Genomic DNA, 25,634 nt, shown 5'->3' with positions numbered 1-25,634 from the left:
CTTTTTTTATAATAGATAAAATAAAAGAGGTTGTCCGAAAAGTCAAAAAATGCTGTCATTTCGAACGACGAGAAACCTCTTTCAAAAATGCTTAGGAAAGAGATCCTTCGACTCTGCTCAGGATGACAGATATCTTTTCGGACAGCTACTTATTTAATTAAAGTTTTTTCACTCTTATATTTCTGAAGAAAACTTCTGTTCCGTGACCAAGGAAGGCTATATGACCGCTTGTTCTATCTAGTCCTGGGTGTGATTTTCCGTCTAAAGTTCCATTTTTACCGGCTTCTTTAATATCGGCATCTACAATTACGGTACCGTTAAGTATTACCTTAACTCTGTTTCCTTTCACTTGTATTTCCTCCTGGTTCCATTCACCCATAGGCTTTAAGTAACCTTTTTTTGCCTGAACTACTCCGTAAACAGAACCATGATATTGGTAAGGTTTAAGGTTTTTGTATATTTCAGCAGAATCATCTAAAACCTGGATTTCGGAACCTTGATAGGCTGCGTCCCCTTGTAAAGGTGCTCTAATTCCAACACCGTTATTGGCACCTGGAGTAAGCTTAAACTCAAATCTGTAAATGAAATCACTAAACTCTTCTTTTGTATAAAGATTACCCCCAAATTTAGAGCTTGGGTCTACCCAAAGATGTCCGTTTTCGTTAATGTTATATCCTCGTGAAGGAATCCACTGATCTAAATCAGAACCGTCAAAAAGTATTTTAAAGCCTTCTTTCTTTTCCTGCTCACTCAGTTGAAAAATCTCTTTTCTAGGTAACTCATTAATAAAAATATCTCTGTAATAAACTTTGGTGCCATGGGCCTGAAGCTCTATTTGTTCTTTAGGGAAAATAGGTTGTTTTCTATCCCAATAGTTTTCAAGAACTACATTATCTGTTACCAAATCACCGTTTAAATGAACCGTTACTTTATCATCAACCATTCTGATTTTAAAGGTATTCCACTCGCCTAATTTGTTGTCACTCACCTTTAAAGGTTTAGAAGGATGTGTTTTGTTGTTATATAGTCCACCAGAACCAACTTGTGCACCTACCTTTATACGGGAAGTATCCCAGATTTGCACTTGTGGCGTTCCTCTTAAATATACACCAGCATCACCTTCTTTTCCATCTCTGTCCAGTTTCCAGTCTACAAGCATTTCAATATCACCATACTCTTTAAGCGTAGCAATGTTGTCTCCTTTGCCTGTAAATACTAACGTTCCATTCTCTACAATCCATCCTTCTCTCATAATCTGATCGGCTTTAGCTTGTGCTTCAGCTAACTCTTTAGGAGTCATTTTTTGCCTTTTAAGAGGATTTGCTACCAGCCCTTTCCATCCGCTTAGATCCTGCCCATTAAAGACAGAAACATAACCTTCTACATCAGACATTTTTGCTAAATGCTTTCTGACTGCTTCTTTTAAATAGGAAGTCTCGCTACCCGACAGATTATTTAAAACATCGTTTAAGATTTCTTTTACTTTTACTCCCTGGTATTGCGAATTGTCTAAAGCAATATCCATAGCTACAGGTGTTGCCGCTTTTGTATAAACTGGATTTTTGATTAAATCGCCTACGAATACTAAAGATTGGTAGGTTGGAGCCTGTGCAAAAGATTTAATAACGGTTAAACGTTGAGCGTCTGTTTTAGCTATTTCGAAAGCATCTTTTAAGTACAATGTTTTTTGATCGGCATTTTTATCGGACAGACCTATTTGACGTATCAATCCTTTAAATATACCATCGAAATTTTTATTTTCTTTTCTAGCCAATTGAAATAACTGTTCCAAAGCTTCGCTGTCTTTCCATGTTGCCAAAGCTGTTATAGCTGCATCTTTTGTGGCTGCATTTTTGGATTGCAGGTAGGGCTGTACTGCTTTTAAACTTTCTGTGCCTCCAACTTTTGCGAAAACAGGTAGATATTTAATAGCTATAGATTCGTCTTTTGAAGCGATTTCTTTGGATAGTGTTTTTATCGCTGACTCGGGTTGAGTGCTGGTATTGATCGCTTGTATAAGGGCATCTTGCAGATATTTTATCTCTGACTTGTTAGTTGTTTTATCTAGTTTTTCGACAATTACTTTGGTATTGTCTGGTATAGCTACCGAGGCAAATGTTTTGTAGGCAGCATCTTTTACCTTTTGGTTAGAGCTGTCTAAAAGTGGTAAAACAACTGTTGCAGAAGTCCCGTTGTTTCTTTGTGCAATAACATCTAATAATTCAACTTGTATATTTTCTGTCGCCTTAGGTAATGCAGCATTAACCTCGTTGATTAGATTTGCAGATTTAGAGGTTAATAAAATTGATTTTATGGCTGTATTTGTCTCTTGGTCAGCAGATTCTAATTGTTTAATCAGGAATTTAACGGATTGATCTTTATCAAGAGTATTTAAAGTTGTTAAAGCAGTAATTTTAGATTGTCCGCTTAATTTGCTCTTCGCCAGTTTTTCTATTTTTTTATAATTTGAAGCATTCCCAGACTGAGCGATGTGGCGTAATATGTCTTCCTGAACTTCTGGTTTAGATTTAGAAATTAGACCAATTAATTTAGCATCGCCTTTGTTGCCCCAATTTTCACTGATTAAAGATAATGCGGTATTTCTGTATAAAGCGCTATTGTCTTCTTGTGCAATTTTAAATAGGATATTTTTATAGGCTTCGGGATTCTTTTTTACCAATATTTTTAATGCAGCACTTTTATAGTTAGGAGCTACATTGGGTTGATTGTAAATTGTTGTGGCTAGATTAACCGCTGTATTTTCTTGTTTATTGCTGATTAATGATTGTGCATATTTCAAGGCTAATCCCATTTCGTCAATAGAACTATAGGCATAGTTAGCGGCTTTTATTTTGCTTTCAAATGTTTGTGCCGACCCCGGTTGTCCGATTTGACTTAAAGCATTTAAGGCTGTTTTCTGGAAAGCAACTGAATTGTATTTGGATAATAATTTAATGATTTCCTGTTCGTCTGCTGAAGATTTAAAGACACCTAAAGCTGTTACTATAGCAATAGCAGATTTTTCATTGGAAGCTTTCTTTAGTGCAGCAGATAAGGCGTCTTTTGCTTTAGCGGAGCCTATACTGGTTAATGCTCTACCTGCTTTTTCTGCAAGAAACTCATCATTCAAATATTTTGAAACGGCTTCTACAGCTTCATCTTTTCCACAGTTTTGAATCAGTTGTAAAACATACCCCTGTAGGTTTTTGTCTTTTATTTTACTCAGACTTTCAATTAATCCCGATACAAAAGTTAATCGGTCTTGTTCTTGTCCATTTTTTTGAACATATAAAGAATAGCTATTGGTAAGGTATTCTATCTCAGGGTTTCTTCCACTTCCCTGAGGTCTTAATTGTGAAAGTAATGTGGCCACTTCAGATGCAGAAAAGCCTTTTAATTCTTGCATTGCATCAAGAAATTTTGCTTTTTCTGCTGCAGGTTGTAAAGCCAGTACATCAGCAATCTTTGTATCTGTAGTCCTTCCTTTCGGTAATTGACCGTACAATACCGTATGAAATAATAAAAGGACGTATAAAATATTGAGTTTTTTCATTTCTTATTGGTTATATAGACCAGGGGCCTCTCATAGGTTGCGAAATTAGTCTGTTAGCTGCTTCGTCATTCACAAATCGTTGTGTTGCAGAGTCGAAACTTAAAGACCGGTTCAATCTAAGTGCAATTGCTCCAAGATTAACCAGCGTTGCCGACCGGTGTCCGTTGATTTCGTTTAATGCGAATTTTTCTCTGGTACGTACTGATCTTAAAAAGTCTGTTACCTGCATTTCAGGGTCAGGGTATTGAGCCAGTTTTTGTTCTACATTGGGTATATCGCAAACAAAACCTTTGTAAAGTTTTCCGGTAGGGCCTTCTATAAAAGCTTTTCCCACGTCTTTGCCTTCTCCATCTAAAATGATCTGGCAACCATCTGCATAGGTATAAGTTATTCTTCTCCAGGTACCTACTGCATCGGGATGTTGCTGAGGTGCATCAACGTCAATAGAGACCGGACTTTCATTATCTTTTCCTAAAATATATTGCACAGGGTCTAAATAGTGTTGCCCCATATCTCCTAAACCGCCACCATCATAATCCCAATATCCTCTGAACGTAGTGTGCACTCTATGTTCGCTATATGGTTTGTAAGGTGCAGGACCCAACCACATATCATAATCCAGTTCTTTCGGAACTTGTTGTTTTGGAAGGCTTTCTTTTCCCACCCAGTAGAATTTCCAGTTGAATCCGGTATGTTGGCTAATGGTTACTTTTAAAGGCCATCCCATCATTCCTGTATCTACTAATTTCTTAATCTTTTTTACAGGTACATTCATACCGTAGAAATTGGCATCAAATCTAAACCAGGTATTCAGTCTGAACATGTTTCCATGCTGCTTAACTGCTTCCACTACTTTTTCTCCTTCGCCAATGGTTCTGGTCATTGGTTTCTCACACCAAATGTCTTTACCTGCTCTGGCAGCCTCTACAGCCATAATTCCATGCCAATGAGGAGGCGTAGCAATATGTACAATGTCTACTTCTGGTGATTTAACCAGATCTCTAAAATCGTGGTATTCTTTTATCCCTCCGCCTAAAGCTTTTTGGGCTATGGCAAGATGTCTGGAGTCTACATCACAAATAGCTACGGTTTTAGTACCAGCATATTTGAAATGCCCTCTTCCCATGGATCCTACACCAATAACACCTTTGGTTAGGTGATCACTAGGTGCCAGATAGCCTTTTCCTAATACGAAACGGGGAACAATGGTAAAGGAGGCAATCCCAATTGCAGATTTTTTGATAAACTCTCTTCTCGAGTTATTCTTACTTTCCATTTTTACATTTTTGTTGTTAATATTTTGAGTGGGTTTAGTCGGTTTATCTTCCATACGAACTGGCAGTTTCTGAGCAAATTAAAGTTTAAAGTGGTTATATTAATGTGAAATTAATAATTTGCTTAATAAAAACAAACAACAGTACAATTTTAAAAAGAATAAAATTACTTATTAAATTTTTTAAGATCTATTTTGTGTGTGTAAGAATTCATAAATTATATCATTTTTTACTAATAAGGTTCTTGTTATCTTGTCTTACACACATCATAAAGCAATTAATTTTTTAATTAATTTCTATATTCGCTCACAATATAACCTATTATTATGACCGATCTGGATCTTTTAGAAGCTATTTCATTGGATAATGAAGTAGCCTTTCGGACTCTTTTTGAACGTTATTCATCAAGAATTTATAGTAAAGCCTTTTCTTATATTAAAGATCAGGAGGTGTGTGAGCAAATTGTTCATGATATATTTTTGGGGTTATGGAAAAATCGAAAAACCTTGAAGATACTTGTTTTTAAAAATTACATTTCGGCGGCAACAAGGTATAGAGTGTATAAATATTTATCAATTAAGAAATCCTCAAAAACAGATTTTTTGGAAGATACTACTGCTAATAATAAGTCTGTATTGAATGCAGGTTATGAGAATTTGTCGTATAAACAATTAGAAATACAAATAGAGCAACTATTAAATGATCTACCTCCAAGATGTAAGGAAATATTTCTTTTAAGTCGTAAGGAATTTCTATCCAATGATGAAATTGCCAAAAAATTAGGGATTTCTAAAAGAACAATAGAAAATCAAATTACCAGGGCATTAAAACATCTACGGTCTTCGATGAAAGATGTTATGATTTACTTAATTATAATTGAGGGTATTAAAAAGATGAATCTCTAAGTATTAAATCTTAATTAAGATAAGGACATTTTTTTTACAAATTGTGTGTGTGCTTGTAAAAATCAGGTACTACTATATAAATGCAAACGAAGAATGTCTGAGGAAGAATACATTTTATTATACGAAAGGTTTTTGGCAGGAAAGTGCTCAGAAGATGAGCAAAGAATGCTGGAGGATGTGCAAGATGATTTCTTGTTCCATTTTTACAACCTCGATCTCACCGGGGAAGAACAAGTAACAGAACGTAATCAAAGAATATACAGCAAACTCAGAAGTAATATTGTAGCGGACAGAATAAGAACTAAAATAAGATACTATTTAGCAGCTGCATGTTTGGTAATGGGGATGTTTAGCATTTCTTATTTTTTTCTACCTAATAATTTTAATAAAAATCTTATAAAGCAGCAGACAAAACTAGCTGAGAATGGACATCTATATAATGATAGCGCGAAAACTATACTTACGCTTGCAAGCGGAGATCAGATTATTTTAGATACCATAAAAGGGGATTTTTCTCTGAATGATGTGATTTCAGGAAGTTTTAAAAAATCCGAAAGAGGTGAATTGGTTTACAATGATCATACAGGTGTCAGAAAAAACGATGGGGCATATAACTCTATTCGTACACTTAGAGGTGGAGAATACCAATTGGTGCTGCCAGATGGTACTAAAGTCTGGTTAAATTCAGAATCTTCATTGAAATTTCCGGTAGCTTTTACAGATAAAGAAAGAAGAGTAGAGCTAGTTGGCGAAGCTTATTTTGAAGTAGCAAAAAATAAGGAAGTACCCTTTAAGGTCTTTTCTAAGGGGATTGAAATTAAGGTCTTAGGAACACAATTTAATGTGAATAGCTATAAAAATGTAACAACTACATTGGCAGAGGGGGCTGTTGAATTAATAACTTCGGAAAGTAAGGTCCTTTTGGTGCCGGGTGAAAAAGGAGAGCTAAAAGAAGATGGCAGATTTAGGGTAGTAAAGGCAAATTTAGAAGCTGCTTTGGCGTGGAGAAATGGTTACTTTTTCTTTGAAGATGAAAGCATAAAAAGCATTATGGAAAGGATTGCGAGATGGTATAATATAGAGGTTCAATACAAGAATCAGGTAGAAGACGAGAGATTTTATGGGAAAGTATTACGTACCGAGAGCCTGGAAGAACTTTTGGGGAGTATTGAGTTAGCCAGTAGATTGAAATTTAAGATTATTAAATCAGAAAAAGATAACAATAAATCAATTGTAATTATAGACTTATAAAAATAAAACCTAATCAAATGAAAAGAATGAATACAGTTTATCGAGAGCTCATTAGCGACATGGTTCTTAATGGGGGAAATGTTAGAGTAAAGAATGCTTTGAAATTCCAGACAGCTTCGCTTCCATTTATCCGTAGGCTTGTTTGATTATAACCTTTAGTCGAATACAAAAACACCCGATAGGCCAGTACCGGGTGCGTTTTTTCGTCATTAAATATTTTGTTTGAACTCTTAACGACTATTCCAAATGTACAAAAAAAGTATGTTTTTGTCCAGTTGCTGGGCGAAATACGATATCAGGAAGTGCTTTTTAATTATGAAGTTAACAATTCTGCTTGCGTTAGCATTTACATTTCATGCTTTTGGTGATACTTATGCTCAAAAGTTGACATTCGAGAAAAAAAATGCTACTCTAAAAGAGATTATAGGTATTATACAAGAACAAACCGGGTATAATTTTATTATAAATTCGGATGTTTTTAGAGATGCTAAAAATATATCTGTGTCTGTTAAAAATTTGGGTGTTTCTGAAACACTGGATAAATGCCTTTTAAACCTGCCTTATAAATATGTGATCAATAATAAATCAATCATTATTAGTAGGAAAACGGATATAGGGCTATTGCGACAACAAAAAAAGATTACAGGAAATGTAGCGGATGAAAAAGGGGAGCCCATAGCAGATGTAATGGTGAGCCTTAAAAATTCATCTGTTTTTACCCGAGCGGATGGCAAGGGAAATTATTCGTTAAATGCACCTGTAGGTAATGCGGTATTGGTGTTTAGTTTTTTAGGGTATACCACTCAGGAGGTTAATGCCAGTGATAAAAGCCATATCAACGTTGTATTGAAAGCAAATGTGCAAAAGCTGAATGAAACCGTGGTAATAGGTTACGGGAGTGTAAACAAGCGCGATATAACAGGTGCCGTGTCTCAAGTTAAAATGAATGAACTTGTTAAAGCACCGGTAATGTCTTTTGATATGGCCTTGGCAGGCAGATTAGCGGGTGTGCAGGTTTCTTCGAATGATGGGCAACCAGGTTCCGAGGGGATAAATATTGTGATCAGGGGGGCTGGATCACTTACCCAAAGCACATCTCCGCTATATGTAATTGATGACTTCCCTATAGAATCTTTTGATGCTTCCAGTCTCAATATGAATGATATTGAATCTATAACTGTATTAAAGGATGCTTCTGCAACGGCTATTTATGGTGCGAGAGGTGCCAATGGTGTAGTAGTGATAGAAACTAAAAAAGGAAAAATAGGCTTACCTCAGATTCAATATAACGGTTCTTTTGGTTTGCAGAATATCACTAAACGTGTAGAAATGATGAATCCTTACGAGTTTGTAAGGTATGAACTGGAAAGAACAAATTATTCTGAAACCATCCAGAATCTTTATACACCTGCTGATTTGCCTAAGACGAGTCCGTTTTATAAAGCGAATGGACATACTTTAGATGATTATAGAAATATCCCCGGTATAAATTGGCAAGATCAGGTATTTCGTAATGGTTATACAGGTATTCACGAGATAAGTATGAGAGGGGGTAATACTAATACCAGATACTCGCTTTCAAGCTCTATATACAGTCAGCAGGGAGTGGTTATTAATAGTAATTCTAATAGGGTAACTGCTCGTTTGGCATTAGACCAAACCATCAATAAGAAACTCAAAACAGGTATTGTTACTAACTATTCAAATAACCCATCTACGGGTAAGCTCATTTCTGGTTTATCTACCCATGGCTTTGACTATTTAATGTACAGTGTTTGGGGGTATAGGCCGGTTTCGGGAAAAGAGGATATAGGTATGATTGACGATCAACTATTGGATGCAGATTTTGATAGCGAAAGTGAGCCTTCCAGCTATCTCATTAATCCGGTAGTATCTGTAAAGAATGAAGATCGGAGAAACAGAAAAATTAACTTGACAGCCAATGCGTATGTTGATTATAATATTAATCCTTATCTGACATTACGTACTACGGGTGCATTTATGGCTTACGAAGTTGAAACTTCTGGTTTTTACAACTCGCTTACCAGCAGAGGTACTCCTAGAAATCCTAACAATAGAGGAAGTCAGGGAGATATGGCTATTACTAAAATTAATATGTGGAAATCATCTACATTTTTAACCTATAAAAGAAAGTTTAATAATATGCATAACCTGAATGTTATGCTGGGTACAGACTTTTATGAAAGTGCTTCCAGGAATTATGGTTATAGTACACAGTTTGTTCCCGAAGAATCATTAGGCTTGTCTGGCATGGATGACGGATTACCATCTTCTACAAAATTGACTTTTAGCAAGAATCGCATTAACTCTTTTTTTGGTAGGGCTAATTATGATTTTAAATCCAAATATTTATTAACAGCCACATTTAGGGCAGACGGGTCTTCTAAATTTCCTGTAGATAATAGGTGGGGCTACTTCCCCTCTGGTGCCTTTGCATGGAGAATAAATAAAGAAGAATTCATGAAAAAACTGAAATTCGTTTCCGACGCCAAGTTAAGAGTGAGTTACGGATTAACAGGCAATAATCGTGTTTCTGATTTTGCCTACTTGCCAACTATTATTGCTACAAATATTGCCGAAGCTTATTCCTTTCAGAACGGCGAACCACAATATGGATATTATCCGGGTAGCCCTGGAAATGACTTGTTGAAATGGGAGACCACCAAACAGTTAGATTTTGGATTAGACTTGTCTTTGTTCAATAACAGAATAGAGTTTGTGGCAGATATTTATCGTAAAAAAACAGTAGATCTTCTTTTAAATGCAAATATGCCGTCTCATACAGGATTTAAGAAGAATTATATGAATGTTGGCGAGCTCCAAAATGACGGTTTGGAGCTTACATTAAATACACAAAATATAAAAACCAAAAAATTTAGTTGGAGTACAGGGTTTAATATTAGTTTCAATAAAAACATTATAAACTCTTTAACAAATGATGAGAGTAGTTTGTATTCTCTGGTAACCTGGGATGCTATCCATAATCAGTCGTTTCTTTATGCTGCACAGGTTGGTCAGCAGGCAGCTATGTTTTTAGGTTATATTTTTGATGGAGTGTATCAGGTAGATGATTTTACCTGGCAAAATAATAGTGACCCGACTATACCGCATAATCAAAGAGATTACAATCTGAAGAAAAATATACCTGATTACGGATCTGGTTCGCCATCTGATGTTAAACCTGGAGATATTAAGTATAAAGACATAAATAATGATGGTACAATTAACGAGTATGATGAGACTATTATAGGAAATCCAATGCCTATTCATATGGGAGGAATAACTAATACATTTACCTATAAAGGAATTGAATTAAGTACGTTTTTTCAGTGGTCTTATGGTAATGATTTATTCAATGCTAACCGGATTTATTTTGAAGGAGGGCGGCCGGTTACAGGAAGAAACCAATATGCCAGTTATGCAGATAGGTGGACACCGGAAAATCCTAGTAATACAAATTTCAGAGCAGGAGGGCAAGGTCCTTTAGGACGGTATTCCTCCAAGAATGTTGAAGATGGATCTTATTTAAGGTTAAAAACAATTTCTTTAAGTTATTCTATACCAGATAAATATCTTAAATCTATAAAAATCAAGCAATTAATTCTGAATGCAACGGCGCAAAATTTAATTACCTGGACGAATTATTCGGGAATGGATCCAGAGGTTTCTGTAAGAAACTCTGTACTTACACCAGGTTTTGATTGGTCGGCCTACCCGAGGGCAAAGACAATTGTTTTTGGTATTAAAGCAACATTATAAGGGGGTAAAAATGATAAATATGAAATATTATATAAAAGCATTCGGTTTAATATGTTTGTTAAACTCAATTGCTTCCTGCAATAAATTTATCGACACAAAGCCGGAAGATTATTTGACATCCACTAATTATTACACGACTGAAACCCAAGTGAAATATGCATTAAATGCAATATATTCTACTTTGGCACACTATACTCTCTATGGAAGGGAGATGCAACGGATGGGCTTAGATGGAGAAGATGGTTTTTATAATGTGGTAAATACGTACGATGGAGTGAAAGTATATGTTGTTCCTTCAGTAGATCCTAATGTTGCTGATTTTTGGAGTACCTGTTATACGGGGATATATCGCGCAAATCTGCTTTTGGCTAATATAGATAAACCACAGTCAATTTCTAAAGAAAGTAGAGATGCTATTAAAGGAGAAACGTTATTCCTAAGATCTTACTTCTACTTTTTACTGGTAAGCAATTTTGGAGATGTTCCTTATGTAACAGAACCTACTCAGCAGGTCAGAGTTCCGAGAACCCCCGCCAGTCAGGTGTATAAAGAAATTATTGTCGATATGGAAAAAGCTGAAGAATTGGTCTTGTCCGCATCTCAGGTCGGTTTTGGAGGTCGTATCAATAAATCGGCAGTAAGAGGAGTTTTAGCGCGAGTAAATTTATTTAGAGCGGGTTATCCTGTATATGACTCCGAGGGATATAGAGAAGCAAAGAAATGGGCAGAGAAAGTGATTAATGATCAAGAAGCAGCGCATGCTTTAAATCCTAGTTTCGAACAGGTTTTTATCAACTATTCTGCAGATCTATATGATATTAAAGAAAGTATCTGGGAAATAGAATATTGGGGAAATAATAGGGGGACTTTTAAAGAAGGCGGCCAAATAGGGGCCTATAATGGAATCAGATATACCGGAGCGGATGCTAATTATGGTTATTCATTAGGTATGGTTAATGGAACAGGTGTTTTATGGAAGAAATATGATTCTCCTGCTTCGTTAACATCAAGAGATCTGAGAAGGGATTGGACCATGGCTCCTTTTTCTGTATCTGGTAATCCTGCTGTAGAAACAAATCGAACTATCAATGAGATTTATCAAAGAAATTGTGGTAAATATCGAAGGAAGTATGAAGTGGTAACACCTAAAGATAACCAATATACACCTATCAATTTTCCGGTTTTAAGATATGCAGATGTATTGCTCATGTTGGCAGAGGCAGAAAATGAAATTAATGGCCCAACCCCCGAAGCGTACGATGCCATTAATTTAGTGAGAAGAAGAGGGTTTGGAAAGTTGTTATCAGGATCTGTCAATATAAATGAATTTGACTTGTCCGGGTTGGATCAGAAAAGTTTTAGAGAAGAGCTGCAAGATGAAAGGTCAAGGGAGCTTTCTTTTGAATGTCTGAGAAAAGGAGATTTGGTGAGATGGAATTTATTTGGTGTTAATATGGAGAAAGCGCTGAAAAATGCTCAGGACTCTGGATTGCCCAGTAGTATGGATCATGCAATCAGGTATTTTAAAAATGTATCTCCTCGGGATATTGTTTGGCCCGTTCCCGCTTATGAAATAGGTGTAAATAGAGAGTTGACTCAAAATATAGGGTGGTAGTATAAACTTGTTAAGTATGAAAATAAATATTTATGTGCTGTTAATGGGCGCTTTAAGTATAGCTGCCTGCAATAGGGATGCCGAGGTTGGTGTACCGGATTTTAATGTCAAAACCGAGTCTTTAGTCTATAAAGTCGGAGAAGAAGTGGTCTTTGATTTTACGGGGAAAGCAGACCAGATCTCTTTTTATTCTGGAGAGCCATTACATGACTATGCGTTTTTGGATGGACGGATTTCTCAGACAAGCGGAATGCCAACTTCATTTAAAACTAATGTGACTTATAATACACAACCCGATATGTTATCGGTATGGACTTCTACAGATTATAACGGTGGAGGGACTTTTGGTGATATTAAAAATGCCACCTGGACGAATGACGTAAGTGGGAAATTTAAAATTGCACCAGAAAATAATCCGTGGGGTAGTGCCAATAACTATTCTTCAGGAACTGTAGACCTAATTGAAGCTGCCGATCCTTCTAAACCTCTGTATGTTGCTTTCAAATACAAGAATGATCCTTCTAAAGGAGTTGCCAGAAACTGGTATATGTATGAATTTAAATTAAATGCTGTTACGCAATTCTCTACTATTAGTGTTATAACTGCTCCTAAGGTGTTTAATTTGGTTTACGATGATCAGTTTGTAAGTGCTGATCAAAAGACAAGTCAGGTTTATGATAACTATATTATGTTTACTACTCCAACAGTGCTTAGAAGTAAAGTTGTTGAAGTTTGGGCTATTTCTCCACCTATTTATATAGAGACAAAAGAATTGGGCCCGGACAGACCTATATCTGTAAAGGGATACAGAACCCCAATGCCCCAAAAGTATAGTTATGTTTTTAACGATTCGGGTACGTATACCTGTACGTTTGTAGCATATAATTCCAGTGTTTACGGGCAGAAGGAAATAGTTAAGCAACTCGAAATAAAAATCACAGAATAAAAATGAAAAATATATTATTATCGTTAGCCATTTGTATAATGGCTACGAATCTTTTTGCCCAGCCGAATATAAATTTTAATGGCAATATTGTGAACCTGGAGAATGGGGACCTTTATCTGAAGTTTGAGAATGATAGTAAACTCAGATTGCTTAATATTTCTCAGGCAGGAAAAACCTGGAATATTTCCAATAATGACTTGGTTTGGAAACTGAGTGTTGCCGGAAATCAGGGCCAAAAATTAACAATAACATCTCAAACTGCGACCTATAAAGGTGTACAGGAACTTTCTGGCACCGGAGAAAAATCATTGGTTTTTTTATGGGAATACCCTATAAGTGGAGGTCTTTTAGCTAATATTTATATGACAGTTTCTGTAAATAGCAGCAACAAATTATCTGAATGGAAAATTAGGGCAACTTTACCCCAACTTTGGAGTGTAGCAGAAACTACTTTTCCGATAATAACTTTACCAAAAACCAATGATTCTAAATTAATCCTGCCAAGAGGTTGGGGTGTTGAGTATGATCTGTCGACTATTGCAAACTCTACACATATAAACAATTATCCTTCAAGTAGTGGAACTGTGCAAATGGTAAGTGTTCGTGAAAATAATAATGTTTTTTATTATGCTACGCATGATCCCACTGCGTCTATTAAAGCCTTTAATTCTAAAGTAACAGCTAGTAATATAGAGGTGTCGAATCAAATTGTAAGTTCTGCAATATGGAATAATAATGGGCAATTTGAGTTGCCATGGGCTACTTCTATTGGTTTAACAGACAAGGGTTGGGAAGAAGCCGTTATCACATGGTATAGGCCGTTTAGTTTTCAAACAACATGGGGGGCAAAAAAAATGGCTGATAAAAACCTTCCCTCATGGTTAATTGATTCCGATTTATGGTTAACCGGAGGGCATACCAATGAAAAAGAACTGGCTATAACTAAAAAAGCTATAGATACTTTTGGTAAACAAACATCTTTCCATTGGTATTATTGGCATAATTACGATTTTGATACAAAATATCCCGAATATCTTCCTGCTAGAGATGGTTTCTCTGCTCTTATTGATTTGATACAAAGTGAAGAGTCTCATATTATGCCTTATATAAATGGACGTTTGTGGGATACTACGACAGTAAGTTATCAATCTCAGGGAGGCAGGTCAGCTGTAGTTCTTAACGAAAACCAAACGCCAGTTGTAGAAATTTACGCCTCAAAAGCACCAAATGCTGTTATATGTCCGTCTTCATCTGTATGGAAAAATACCCTTGTAGATTTAACAGATAAAATACAAGGTAATGTATTAGGTACCGATGCATTGTACTTTGATCAGGTGGCATCTGCCAGAGGACGGGCTTGTTTTAACGAAAATCATAATCATCCTGTTGGTGGGGGTTCTTTTTGGGTTGATAGTTATCGGGATATATTTACAGAAGTTAGGAGTAAGTTACAACCGGGTCATATTATCTCAACAGAGCAGAACGCAGAGCCTTATTTAGATATGTTCGATTTATTTCTAATGGCAAATTATCCCACAGGGACAGAATATAAACCTCTTCCTTTATTTCCATTAATATATTCCGACAGGGCTTTGTTATATGGTTTTTACATATTCAGTAAAAATGATATGAGCTATAGGGTGAAAAATGCCCTGACATTATTGTGGGGTGCCCAATTAAATGGAGGCAGAACTTCATTCGTCGTTACATGTGCTATGAAAGCCAATGCCAATTTTCTGTTGGATCTTGTCAGCTTCAGGAAACAACATCATGATATATTTGTAGGCGGTAGAATGTTAAAAGAAATAACTCCAACGGGAGATAACCCTGTTTTAAATGTCCCGAACTGGGGAGAATCTTCGGCGGCCGTAAGAGGAGCATTATGGGAAAACCAGAACGGCAGCACGTCCATATTATTGGTAAACATAGATACTGCTCAACATACAGTTGTGCTGCCAGATTCTAATCAGCAAGTGGTGATCAATGGTGGAGAATGTAAAAGGATTAATCTGTAAAGCGTGGTCTTATGAAAAAGACATCCTGACTAAATTGTATGGTTTTGATAAAAGTCATCTTCTGTGCAAATGGTGCTCGTTCGATAGCAGTCCGTTACGCTTTCGAGAATTATTCAGGAGCCAGCCTGTTCAGAATAAACGGATTGCCAATGTCGTTTTTCCGAGTCGATAATCAGGATAATATTAAATAGTGTTTTATACTTAAAACAATGAACAAGAATTTTTTAAAGGGTGTATATATTTTGATTTTTAAATTTTTAGAATTATGAAAAAAACTGTTTTGTTTCTTAGTTTACTAATGGTTGTTAAATTAGCGACAGCCCAGAATAATTTGATTAAAGACGGAAGTTTTACCAACACTGCTTTCATGGTAAATGATATTACCAAAAAACCGACAGTAAAATCGGTATGGTTTCCTTTCCTGACTTCAGATGAACAGGGAATATTATCTATAGAAGATACAGACAAAGGTAAAGCTGCATCTTTAAAAATGCAGTCTAAAGTAAGCTACGCATATTCATATATAGGTCAGAAAATAGAAGAAAGCAATGTGAAAGAAGGTATATACAGCCTTACTTTCTCTGCTAAAGCAACTACCGAATTACCTACCTATTTAGCCGTTTATTTAAGGATAAAAACTTCGCCGCAGCAATTCGTGTTCTTTCCATTAAATAACTATAATCCGCAGGAAACACCAACTTTGTCAGGTGCATTGAAACAAATCAGAATTACGGGGGAATGGAAAGAATATACTATAGATTTTGATTTGGGAAAAACAATTAATGGAGCGGCTGCACCTGCTAATGCCAGAGAGCCAATCGTATTAGAAAAATCAACAAATGAAAATAGGAAAGCTTTTGAAGTAGCATTTTCATGTTTGACAAAAAATGCTGGCTTATTGTTTACAAATGTCGCTTTAATAAAAAAATAACCTACCAATACTAAAATGCTGATAGGTAATGTTTTGTTACCTGTTAGTGTTTTTATACAGCACCATTTTAGCGAATTTTTATAGAAATGTTTTACAATAGATCTTATTTAGGTATGAAACAATATTTAGGCTTTTCTTTTATGTCTTTTGCAATTTTGTGTATGTGGTCTTTTTACGCTTGTTCGGCTGCTGTAAAATCTGATTTGGAGTTTCTTAAAAAGGATGAACCCCATCAAAAAGAGAAATTGGGGAAATTGTTGAAAACTAAAACTTCTATGAGTATATATACCGCAAATGGAATTGAATTTACTTTTAGAAATGTTAAAAAAGATTATCAGCAAGGGATAACTAGTTTTTATGATATATGGCAATTATGGGAAGCTTTTGGAAGAAATGAAAAAGGAGAAAGAGAAGCCAATATTATCCGGCCCGGAGAATGGGAAACTGCACTCAAAATCAATAATGACTTTGTAGGTGGGATTAACCATGGTTTTGAAAGAAAAACCGCTATCAGGTTTGTACTGGATGGTGAAATTGTCCCGGAAAGTGAAAGTATAACGCTCCAGTCCTTTAAAAATCTTTATGTAGAACAGGAGTCAGATTTATACGCTTTTAATAGCACTATGGATAAGATTGCAGTAATTACCAAAAAATGGGATTTCAATACAGGCGGAGAGATTAAATTTTATCAAACCATAAAATGGCTGAGCGAACAGACACTAAGCAACTCGTATTTAACTATGCTCCCTGTTGCCAGAGATGATAAAGACATGATTATAACATCAAAGGCTAAAAGAGATGACCTCCATGAGGTGTTTGATGTGTCGTACGAAGGACATAAAAACCCATTGGGGCCTGCCGGTCGAAATAAAGAGGCTTCCGTGATGATATTATGGGGAGATACCTATAGATTTACAGTCTCTGTAAAACGAAAAGAAATATTGCCAAATAGTAGTTTATGGTTGTCAAACTCTAAATTATACAACAAGATCTATTTTGATTATTCTGGCAAACATACTGTGGATAAAGGAGACGTATTTAATGTTTTAACTATTTTTAAAATAGATAGAATCACTCCTGAATCATAATTCTTGACCTGATAGATTATGAGTAAGATTTCCTATAAATAAGAATACAATAATTAAGAATCTTGAAAGAACAAGCTCCTCTTATTTATTGTCCATGATTTAAAAATCAATCCCTTTTAAAGTTGTGCTAAAAGGATACCAATAAAAAATGAGATCTGAGTGTGTGTGCGTTACCGATAAAGGTACTATGTTAATATATAAACTAATATTAATCTAAATACTTTTATTATGAAAAAATTATTACGTTTCCGCTATCCGTCATTGGTGTGCTTTTTCCTTTTTCTTTTTGCAGAAAAGCTAGTAGCTCAAGAGAAAGAAACCCAATGGGCGCAAACACTAGGTTCTCCTGCTGTTGAAATAGTAAAAGGAGTAGCTCATGATAATGATGGCAATGTGTATATTACAGGTGCTATAGAAGGCCCTATTACTGTGACATTAGCTGATAATACATCGACAACTGTAAGCTCTACGGGGCTAAAAGATATATATGTGGCAAAAATAAATTCGGAGGGAAAATATATCTGGATAAAAACTTATGGATGTGATGAGGGAAATGATATAGGAAATAAGATTAAAATAGATAGTAATGGAGATCTTATTGTTATTGGTGATTTTTTTTCAACTGTAGATTTTAATGAGAGTGACACAGAAGGAGGGGGGATAGTTGTAAGCAAAGGTGGAACGGATGCTTTTATCCTTAAGCTTGCTGCATCAGATGGAGCCTTTAAATGGGTGAAATCTGTAGGAGGAGCATCTATAGATAATGCTACAGGTTTGTCTGTGGATAGCGCTAACAATATTTTTATTGGTGGACGTTTTGGAGGTACCGTGGATTTTGATCCGGGTTTAGGTATTTTTAATTTAACATCAAAAGCAGGAGCAAACTCATGGAATTCATTTGTTTTAAAACTAGATACAGATGGTAATTTTGCATGGGCAAAACGAATAGGTGGAATAGATGCTTCTACTACATGCAATATCACTATATATGATATGTATACCGCAAATAACCGAATTTATTTAACAGGCAGATACAAATTTGGGGTTAACTTTAATCCCGACGATGCTCCTGCTCAACTAGAGAATGCTGTTAAAGAAAGTTCCTTTGTGTTAACATTAACAGATCAGGGAGTATATCAGTGGTATAGAGCAATTACAGGTCCAGGAGTTCCCAGTATCTCAGCTCAGGGTTACGGCGTTGTAGCAGATAATAGTGGTCATGTTTTTGCAGTAGGAACGTATAGGGAATTTAATATTTATCCAGCTATATCAGGAGAAAGTTCCTTAGAAGAACCTGGTACAAATGGAGATATATATATAATTAAATTTGATAATAATGGAAAAGTAACCTGGAGTAAAAGAATTGGAGCGGCATCAGAAGATGTGGCTGAAGGAGTCGCCATAGATACTAAAGGTGATATTTACGTGACTGGCAGATTTGCAGGAACCAATATAGATTTTGGTAATGGTATACTTTCTTCTGCTCCCGGACAATTTGATGCTTTTATTGTAAAAGTCAAAAATGATGGGATAACTAAATGGGTACATAGGATAGGAGGGACATCTGCGGAATTAGTTGGAGAGGACACAGCCTATATAGGTAAAATAGACAAAGGGCAGGCTATAAGTGTAGATAAAGACTACAATATATATACCGCTGGCGTATTTGCCGGAGCTGCGATTTTTGATTTACCTGTACCCGCTACCATTAAGTTTAGGACTTTAGGGGGTGATGATGTTTTTATACATAAGTTAGGACAACCAGATGTTTTACCTGTGCATTTAGTTTATTTTAACGGAAAAAAAGAATCAGGAAAGAATAGCCTGAGCTGGCAAACGTTAAATGAAAATAATAACAGTCATTTTATTTTGCAGAGAAGTACAGACGGAGTTATGTTTTCTGACGTTGTTACAATTGAAGGGCATGGTAACACTAGTTCGGTAAATAATTATTTTTATACTGATTATGTAAATCTCAATGGAGTAATATATTACAGACTAGCACAGGTGGATTTTAGTGGCCATATAACCTATTCTGATATTATACCGATTCGGAATAAATGGAATGAGTCTATAGTTTATCCAAATCCTTTTATAGAAACAGTCACCTTAAAACTGGAAGAAAATAACGGGAATACATCAGTGAGGGTGATGGACACCGCAGGAAGAAATGTTTATACCGTAAGTAAGGTTACAGGAAATGAGATTGTTTTAAATCTGAAGTCATTACCAAACGGGCTATATCTTGTTGAGTTAAAGAATGGAGAACAAATACAGCTATATAAAGTAATAAAACAGGCAAACAAAAATAATTAATAATACAAAAGGGCTGTTTCATAAATAACAAATGTCAGACTGAGCTTATCAAAATGTTCAGTCTGACAAAATACGGCTTTCAATACGATTCACCTAAATAGCCTTCTGATATACTTACATATGCCGTAAGAATCAGTAGTAAATTCAATACAAAAAGATTCAAATGATTATATTTAATCCAAAATGTATGGGTTAATGAAAAAAAATATAATAATTATTTTTGTATTTGTAATGATACAACAAATGGCTTGGGCACAAAGTCCCGAATATATTCCACTTTATAAGAACATCCCCGGACAAAAGAAATCTGATAATTATAAAGAAGAGACTATTCTAAGAAAGAATGGTACTTATTGGACCAGTAAAGTTACTGAGCCAAATTTGAGGTATTATGCCCCAAGTGGTGGTGAAAAAACAGGGGCTGCGGTGGTTATTTGTCCTGGTGGAGGTTATGGAGGACTTGCTATTAGTCATGAAGGTTACGATGTGGCAGAGAAATTTGCATCCATAGGTGTTTCTGCTTTTGTATTAAAATATCGTTTGCCGAGCGACGAAATTATGGAAGATAGAAAAATAGGACCTTTGCAAGATGCTCAGCAAGCCATAAAATATGTTAGAGAAAATGCATCAAAATATGGAGTTAATCCCGATAAAATTGGCATAATAGGTTTTTCAGCAGGTGGGCATCTGGCTTCTACTGCATCAACTCATTTTGAAAGAGTAGTTATTGAAAATAAAAAAGGAACAAGTGTTCGTCCCGATTTCTCTATTCTGATTTATCCGGTAATTACTTTTGGTGATTTTACACACAAAGGATCCAGAAAAAACCTGATAGGAGAAAATGTATCACAGGATTTGATTGATCTTTATTCGAACGAAAAACAAGTAACAGCCAAAACACCAATTACATTTATGGTTCACGCAAATGACGATAAAACGGTTCCGGTAGAAAATACTTTTAATTATATACTTGCTTTAAATAAGTCCGGCGTGAAAAACGAAGCTCATATTTATCCTTCCGGAGGACATGGTTTTGGGTTAAACAACAAAACTGTTAAAGATTATTGGTTTGACAGATTAGTTAACTGGATGGACAGTCAGGGTATTTTGAAATGATATTCACCGTTGTTATAGATTTAGAGCATTATTTTATATAAATTAGGTTCGAATCATAAGAATCTAAACAGGCCAATGTTCTACTATACACCTCTTGTTCGGTTAATTTGTCTTTTTTTGTTCGTTCTGGTATCTCTTGTTGTTCCGCAGGTATCGGTTGCTCAGCTTAAATTTAAACACCTTACGATTAATGAGGGCTTGTCTCAAAACGTAGTCCTATGTATGCTTCAGGATCGGGAAGGTTATATCTGGATGGGGACTGAGGATGGATTGAATCGTTATGATGGTTATGAATTTAAACATTATAAGCATAGTGATGATGAAAACAGTATTAGTAACAGCTTCATTAATGGTATTGTAGAAGATAAAAATGGTAATTTCTGGATAGCTACGGCTGATGGATTGAATTTATACGATAAACATACCGATAGGTTTACCCGGATAGAAACGATCTCTAAAGAATCCAGAAAATTAAATCGTGATTTTATCAATTCTATATTATTAGATGGAGAAAATCTATGGATAGGAACTATCGAAGGAGTCAAACGTTACCATATTTCTGAAAAAAAAATATTTCAGATTACTGCTAATGTAAAAAGACAGGCGATAAATCTAGATAATCGTACACAAGGTATTTTTAAAGATGGGAAAGGTACTCTGTGGGTAGGGACAACAGGTGGGTTACAGTGTTATGAGGCTATTTCTGGGAAACCCATTCATTTGCCGCAATCCTTGGCATTGTTAGAAAACTTGTATGTTAGGGTAATAAAGAAAGATTTATTCGGAAGGCTTTGGTTAGGTTCAGAGTCTAATGGTGTTTTTATTTATGATTCTAAAAAAGATGAATGTATTTCGTGTAATGCGCAAAACTCCATATTACCGGGTGTTACTATCAGAGATGTTTTTTTCAGATCTAAAGATGAAGTATGGATAGGAACTATTCAGGGGCTTAATGTCAGAACCAGCACTGCTGTTAAAAATTATGCTTATCGGCCAGAGGATGATATGGGGCTCAATCATAACTCTATACGTTGTATCTTAGGAGACAGAGCGGGGAACGTCTGGTTAGGTACCTATTCGGGAGGAGTAAATGTTTACTATAAAGATGGCCGGAAATTTCAGTTGATAACAGAACGTTCTTCTAATAGAGATGGGCTGAATCATCCGGTTGTAAGTAGTATGGTAGAAGATGATAAACATAATCTATGGATAGGAACAGAAGGTGGGGGGCTAAATTTTTACGATGCAACCAAAGGTTTTTTTCAAACCTATAAGGTCAATGAATTAAAAAGTATTCCAGACAATATTATCAAATCGGTTATCAGGGCAGATGATAAACATTTGTGGATAGGTACCTATAATGGTTTAAGACTTTTTAATGTAGTCAGCAGAACATTTACAGGCTATCCGCAGGTTAGTGATAAAGCTGTCAATGGAAGCAAACAAATATATGCACTGCTCCGTGTTGATAGTGGACTGTGGATTGGTACAAACGGAGGTGGACTGAGGTTTTTAAGTAAAGAGGGAGAATTAAAGGTCTTCTCTTACCATCCTAAAGATCCTCATAGTATTAGTTCTAATAATATTAATGCTGTTGTACCAGATAAGAAAGGGAATTTATGGGTAGCTACACAAAAAGGATTAAATTATTTTGATACCAAAACCCAAAAGAGCAAACCATTTTATCTAAATTCAAAAGATAAGAGGAGTCTGAGTAATAACCTCGTTTTTTCTGTGTTTGTAGATTCCAGAGAAAGAGTTTGGGTAGGTACAGATGGTGGTGGTCTAAATGTTTTTCAAAACAATAAATTTTACAGGATAACAGAAGAACAGGGAATAGGAAATAATGTTGTACATGCTATAAATGAAGATAATGAAGGGAATATCTGGATAAGTACTAATAAGGGACTTTCCAGGATTTTTTTAAAAACAGTACATTTCTCTTATGATAACCTTAAAATATCTAATTATAGTATAGAGGATGGTCTGCAAAGTAATCAGTTTGCTACTGGGGCAACTATCCGAACTCAGGATGGAACTTTGTATTTTGGCGGTATAAAAGGGATTACTTCTTTTTATCCATCAGAAATAAAAACCAATCTATTAAAGCCTGATATCGTATTTACAGATATACTCATCAGAGATAAAAAACTTGTTGACTCCAAAGAGGGACAGAGAGAGAAAGATGTGATTGTGCTAACTTATGATCATGGTTCCATTACCTTTAAATTTTCTGCTTTAAACTTTTTAGTTCCCCAAAAAAATAAATATGCTTATCGGTTAGAAGGTCTTTCTAATGATGAAGACTGGCACTATGTAAATGCAGATCAGCGCCTGGCTACTTATACCAATCTGGCGGCAGGAACCTATTATTTCAGATTAAAGGCTGCCAATAATGATGAGGTATGGAATAATCAAGAGAAAGTGATAAAAATCCAGGTGCTTCCGCCATTTTGGAAAACATGGTGGGCTTATCTGATTTACTTTGTTATTGTAGTGGTTATTTTATACCTGTTTTATTATTACTCTTTAAAAACGGCGAAATTAAAAAACGAACTATATTTTGAACATTTAAGTCACGTTAAAGATCAGGAACTGGCAGAACAAAAGATTAATTTCTTTACCAACATTTCCCATGAAATAAAAACGCCACTGACACTTATTTTAAGCCCATTAGATAGCATTATTAAAACAAGTAGGAGTAATAATAAAGTTAAGCCTCAGTTGTTATTGATGCAAAGGAATGGGGAAAGGTTAAACAGGTTAATTAATCAGCTTCTTGATTTTCGCAAATTTGAGTCGGGACATATGCTGGCTAAGAATACCGAAAATGATCTCGTTAAGTTTTTGGAAGAAATTTGTGTGGTTTTTGAAAGTCACGCCGCTCAACAAAATATAAAACTGGTATTTCAATCAGATTACCATCAACTTTTTTTATGGTACGATGAGGATAAACTGGAGAAGATCATGTATAATCTCTTGTCTAATGCAGTTAAATTTAGTACAGCTGGTGGCGAAATTAAAGTAAGGTTAAGAAAGAAAGAATCTGATAATAAGTTTATAGGTATTGATGTTGAAGATAATGGAATTGGAATTACCCAAAACCAGTTGGATAGTATTTTTGATCAGTTTCAATATAATGATGATAACAATAGAAATAGTACCGGTACAGGAATTGGATTAGCATTTTCTAGGGGTTTGGCCGAGCTTTTAGGAGGGACGCTTACTGTACAAAGTAAAGCTAGAACGGGTAAACGTTCTGGGTATACCTGTTTTACCATCAATTTACCCTTAATCGAAGAAGGATATGCAAACGAAATTAAAGAAAACGTTAATGTAGAAGAGGAAGAGTACGTTGAGTTAATTGATGCTCCTATGGAGGCAAAGAAAAAAGTACAGGGAAATTTAACTTTGTTAATAGTAGAAGATAATGTTGATTTACTTGGATTTATGCTCAGTTCTTTTTCGGATAGATTTATGGTACATACTGCCACAAACGGAAAAGAGGCTTTGGAAAAACTTACTGCCATTTCTCCCGATTTAATTATCAGTGATGTGATGATGCCTGAAATGAATGGTATCGAGTTTTGTAAGAGAGTAAAAGCAGATGCATTAATTTCTCATATTCCTTTAATATTGTTAACTGCAAGAACTCCTGCTATGTATAAGATAGAAGGTTTTGAGATTGGAGCAGATGATTATATTACTAAACCTTTTCATATAGACGTATTGGAGGCCAGAATAATTAATCTGATAGAGTCTCGTAAAAAGATTATTGCCAAGTATAAAACGGAGATGGCATTGCAACCGCAGAATGTGGATATTACTTCGCCGGATGAAGTGTTTTTGTCTAAAATAATGATGTTTATAGAAAATAACCTTTCTGAACCAGGCTTAAATGTTGAGGATATGGCGAAAGAAGTGGGGATGGCCAGAAGTGCTTTGTACAGGAAAATAAAAAGTATGACGGGGAAGACGGCTATTGAGTTTATCAGAAGTGTTAGAATTAAACGAGCAGGGCAAATGCTTAAACAAAAGAAATTAACCGTAAAGGAAGTGGTTTATAGCGTAGGGTTTACAGATATGGATTATTTCCGTAAATGCTTTAAAGAGGAATTTGGAATGACGCCCCGGGACTATGTAAATTCTGAAGAAGTTTAGTTTTTATAGTTGTCCGAAGTCGGGGATAGTTCATGTAGAAAAATCACTAGATATATACTTAACCTTAACCTACATTTGTTTTTTGTATCTTTGTGAGTATAAAAGGAGTATGACATGACAACGATAACTATAAATAAACGAACCAAAGCGGGGAAATTACTGTTTGAAATGGCAAAATTACTTTCTGAAAACACGAAAGATGTAATAATCACTGAAAATGAAAAACCTCGTTACAATAAGCCGACAGAAAAAGCTATCAAGGAAGCACAATTGGGTGTTGGGTTAATTCAAGCTGCAAGTGTGGACGAACTATTTGAGAAGCTCCATGATTGATGTATAAAATTGTAGCCACGAATAAGTTTAAAAGGGACTTTAAAAAGTCTATAAAACGAGGATTGAAAGAAAACTTACTGAAAGAAATTGTTTTGCTTCTTGAAAAGGAAGGGAAACTTCCCAAAAAATACAAACCACATAAGCTTTCCGGCAACTATAAAGGAAATTGGGAATGTCACATTCAACCCGATTGGTTATTGATTTGGGAACAGAGTGAAGAAATAAAACTGATTTCTCTTATCAGAACAGGGACACATGCTGATTTGTTTTAAATTCTTCTTAAAATAAACTTAATCTTTTTCTTATTCCAAACTCAGGTTAAAATAGCCTGTCCTTGGATAAGGTCGAAA

The 25,634-nt window shown here is 35.4% G+C and carries 15 protein-coding genes; 13 read left to right on the top strand and 2 right to left on the bottom strand.

Features of this window, described 5'->3' with window-relative positions:
* Window positions 1-157: 157 nt before the first annotated feature.
* Both ACFSAH_RS02805 and ACFSAH_RS02800 read right to left on the bottom strand, forming a co-directional pair.
* Window positions 158-3,553, bottom strand: coding sequence for a 3-keto-alpha-glucoside-1,2-lyase-like domain-containing protein (locus tag ACFSAH_RS02805; protein WP_379661173.1), 3,396 nt, complete (start codon window positions 3,551-3,553; stop codon window positions 158-160).
* A 10-nt stretch (window positions 3,554-3,563) separates the two neighbouring features.
* Window positions 3,564-4,829: a Gfo/Idh/MocA family oxidoreductase gene (locus ACFSAH_RS02800; protein WP_379661600.1), complete on the bottom strand. Its 1,266-nt coding sequence runs from the start codon at window positions 4,827-4,829 to the stop codon at window positions 3,564-3,566.
* A 324-nt stretch (window positions 4,830-5,153) separates the two neighbouring features.
* On the opposite strand from ACFSAH_RS02800, the gene ACFSAH_RS02795 reads away from it, so the two are divergent.
* From ACFSAH_RS02795 to ACFSAH_RS02735, 13 genes are all read left to right on the top strand, one after another.
* Complete coding sequence (locus ACFSAH_RS02795) at window positions 5,154-5,732, top strand: RNA polymerase sigma-70 factor (protein WP_379661172.1); 579 nt, start codon at window positions 5,154-5,156, stop codon at window positions 5,730-5,732.
* Between the two features lie 93 nt (window positions 5,733-5,825).
* Window positions 5,826-6,983 (top strand): FecR family protein, encoded by a 1,158-nt coding sequence (locus ACFSAH_RS02790; protein ID WP_379661171.1) that lies wholly within the window; start codon window positions 5,826-5,828, stop codon window positions 6,981-6,983.
* A gap of 315 nt (window positions 6,984-7,298) precedes the next feature.
* Window positions 7,299-10,763, top strand: coding sequence for a TonB-dependent receptor (locus ACFSAH_RS02785; RefSeq protein WP_379661170.1), 3,465 nt, complete (start codon window positions 7,299-7,301; stop codon window positions 10,761-10,763).
* A gap of 19 nt (window positions 10,764-10,782) precedes the next feature.
* On the top strand, window positions 10,783-12,378 hold the full coding sequence (locus ACFSAH_RS02780; RefSeq protein WP_379661169.1) for a RagB/SusD family nutrient uptake outer membrane protein: 1,596 nt from the start codon (window positions 10,783-10,785) through the stop codon (window positions 12,376-12,378).
* A gap of 16 nt (window positions 12,379-12,394) precedes the next feature.
* Window positions 12,395-13,324 (top strand): DUF5017 domain-containing protein, encoded by a 930-nt coding sequence (locus ACFSAH_RS02775; protein WP_379661168.1) that lies wholly within the window; start codon window positions 12,395-12,397, stop codon window positions 13,322-13,324.
* 2 nt (window positions 13,325-13,326) lie between these two features.
* The gene (locus ACFSAH_RS02770) at window positions 13,327-15,339 is read left to right on the top strand and encodes a DUF6259 domain-containing protein (RefSeq protein ID WP_379661167.1); all 2,013 of its coding nucleotides are present in this window, start codon (window positions 13,327-13,329) and stop codon (window positions 15,337-15,339) included.
* A gap of 265 nt (window positions 15,340-15,604) precedes the next feature.
* Entirely contained in the window at window positions 15,605-16,270 is a 666-nt protein-coding gene (locus ACFSAH_RS02765; RefSeq protein WP_379661166.1) for a DUF4627 domain-containing protein, read from the top strand.
* Window positions 16,271-16,383: 113 nt separating this feature from the next.
* Complete coding sequence (locus ACFSAH_RS02760) at window positions 16,384-17,358, top strand: hypothetical protein (protein WP_379661165.1); 975 nt, start codon at window positions 16,384-16,386, stop codon at window positions 17,356-17,358.
* A gap of 228 nt (window positions 17,359-17,586) precedes the next feature.
* A complete protein-coding gene (locus ACFSAH_RS02755) occupies window positions 17,587-19,674 on the top strand; it encodes an SBBP repeat-containing protein (RefSeq protein WP_379661164.1) in 2,088 nt (695 codons plus the stop codon).
* Window positions 19,675-19,869: 195 nt separating this feature from the next.
* Window positions 19,870-20,790: an alpha/beta hydrolase gene (locus ACFSAH_RS02750; protein ID WP_379661163.1), complete on the top strand. Its 921-nt coding sequence runs from the start codon at window positions 19,870-19,872 to the stop codon at window positions 20,788-20,790.
* 117 nt (window positions 20,791-20,907) lie between these two features.
* Window positions 20,908-24,951, top strand: coding sequence for a hybrid sensor histidine kinase/response regulator transcription factor (locus ACFSAH_RS02745; protein ID WP_379661162.1), 4,044 nt, complete (start codon window positions 20,908-20,910; stop codon window positions 24,949-24,951).
* Window positions 24,952-25,065: 114 nt separating this feature from the next.
* On the top strand, window positions 25,066-25,284 hold the full coding sequence (locus ACFSAH_RS02740) for a hypothetical protein (RefSeq protein ID WP_379661161.1): 219 nt from the start codon (window positions 25,066-25,068) through the stop codon (window positions 25,282-25,284).
* A complete protein-coding gene (locus ACFSAH_RS02735) occupies window positions 25,284-25,556 on the top strand; it encodes a type II toxin-antitoxin system RelE/ParE family toxin (RefSeq protein WP_379661160.1) in 273 nt (90 codons plus the stop codon). The genes ACFSAH_RS02740 and ACFSAH_RS02735 overlap by 1 nt, the downstream gene beginning before the upstream one ends.
* Window positions 25,557-25,634 lie beyond the last annotated feature (78 nt).

Source organism: Pseudopedobacter beijingensis (genome assembly GCF_042678145.1).
Lineage (GTDB): Bacteria > Bacteroidota > Bacteroidia > Sphingobacteriales > Sphingobacteriaceae > Pseudopedobacter > Pseudopedobacter beijingensis.
This window is presented reverse-complemented; position numbering and strand designations above follow the sequence as displayed.

What these genes read in the sequence shown, in the direction of transcription:
- ACFSAH_RS02780 (WP_379661169.1), top strand. Translation starts at nt 10,783, where the DNA reads ATGAAATATTATATAAAAGCATTCGGTTTAATATGTTTGTTAAACTCA.
- ACFSAH_RS02755 (WP_379661164.1), top strand. Translation starts at nt 17,587, where the DNA reads ATGAAAAAATTATTACGTTTCCGCTATCCGTCATTGGTGTGCTTTTTC.
- ACFSAH_RS02790 (WP_379661171.1), top strand. Translation starts at nt 5,826, where the DNA reads ATGTCTGAGGAAGAATACATTTTATTATACGAAAGGTTTTTGGCAGGA.
- ACFSAH_RS02760 (WP_379661165.1), top strand. Translation starts at nt 16,384, where the DNA reads ATGAAACAATATTTAGGCTTTTCTTTTATGTCTTTTGCAATTTTGTGT.
- ACFSAH_RS02785 (WP_379661170.1), top strand. Translation starts at nt 7,299, where the DNA reads ATGAAGTTAACAATTCTGCTTGCGTTAGCATTTACATTTCATGCTTTT.
- ACFSAH_RS02805 (WP_379661173.1), bottom strand. Translation starts at nt 3,553, where the DNA reads ATGAAAAAACTCAATATTTTATACGTCCTTTTATTATTTCATACGGTA.
- ACFSAH_RS02735 (WP_379661160.1), top strand. Translation starts at nt 25,284, where the DNA reads ATGTATAAAATTGTAGCCACGAATAAGTTTAAAAGGGACTTTAAAAAG.
- ACFSAH_RS02770 (WP_379661167.1), top strand. Translation starts at nt 13,327, where the DNA reads ATGAAAAATATATTATTATCGTTAGCCATTTGTATAATGGCTACGAAT.
- ACFSAH_RS02740 (WP_379661161.1), top strand. Translation starts at nt 25,066, where the DNA reads ATGACAACGATAACTATAAATAAACGAACCAAAGCGGGGAAATTACTG.
- ACFSAH_RS02800 (WP_379661600.1), bottom strand. Translation starts at nt 4,829, where the DNA reads ATGGAAAGTAAGAATAACTCGAGAAGAGAGTTTATCAAAAAATCTGCA.
- ACFSAH_RS02765 (WP_379661166.1), top strand. Translation starts at nt 15,605, where the DNA reads ATGAAAAAAACTGTTTTGTTTCTTAGTTTACTAATGGTTGTTAAATTA.
- ACFSAH_RS02775 (WP_379661168.1), top strand. Translation starts at nt 12,395, where the DNA reads ATGAAAATAAATATTTATGTGCTGTTAATGGGCGCTTTAAGTATAGCT.
- ACFSAH_RS02795 (WP_379661172.1), top strand. Translation starts at nt 5,154, where the DNA reads ATGACCGATCTGGATCTTTTAGAAGCTATTTCATTGGATAATGAAGTA.
- ACFSAH_RS02750 (WP_379661163.1), top strand. Translation starts at nt 19,870, where the DNA reads ATGAAAAAAAATATAATAATTATTTTTGTATTTGTAATGATACAACAA.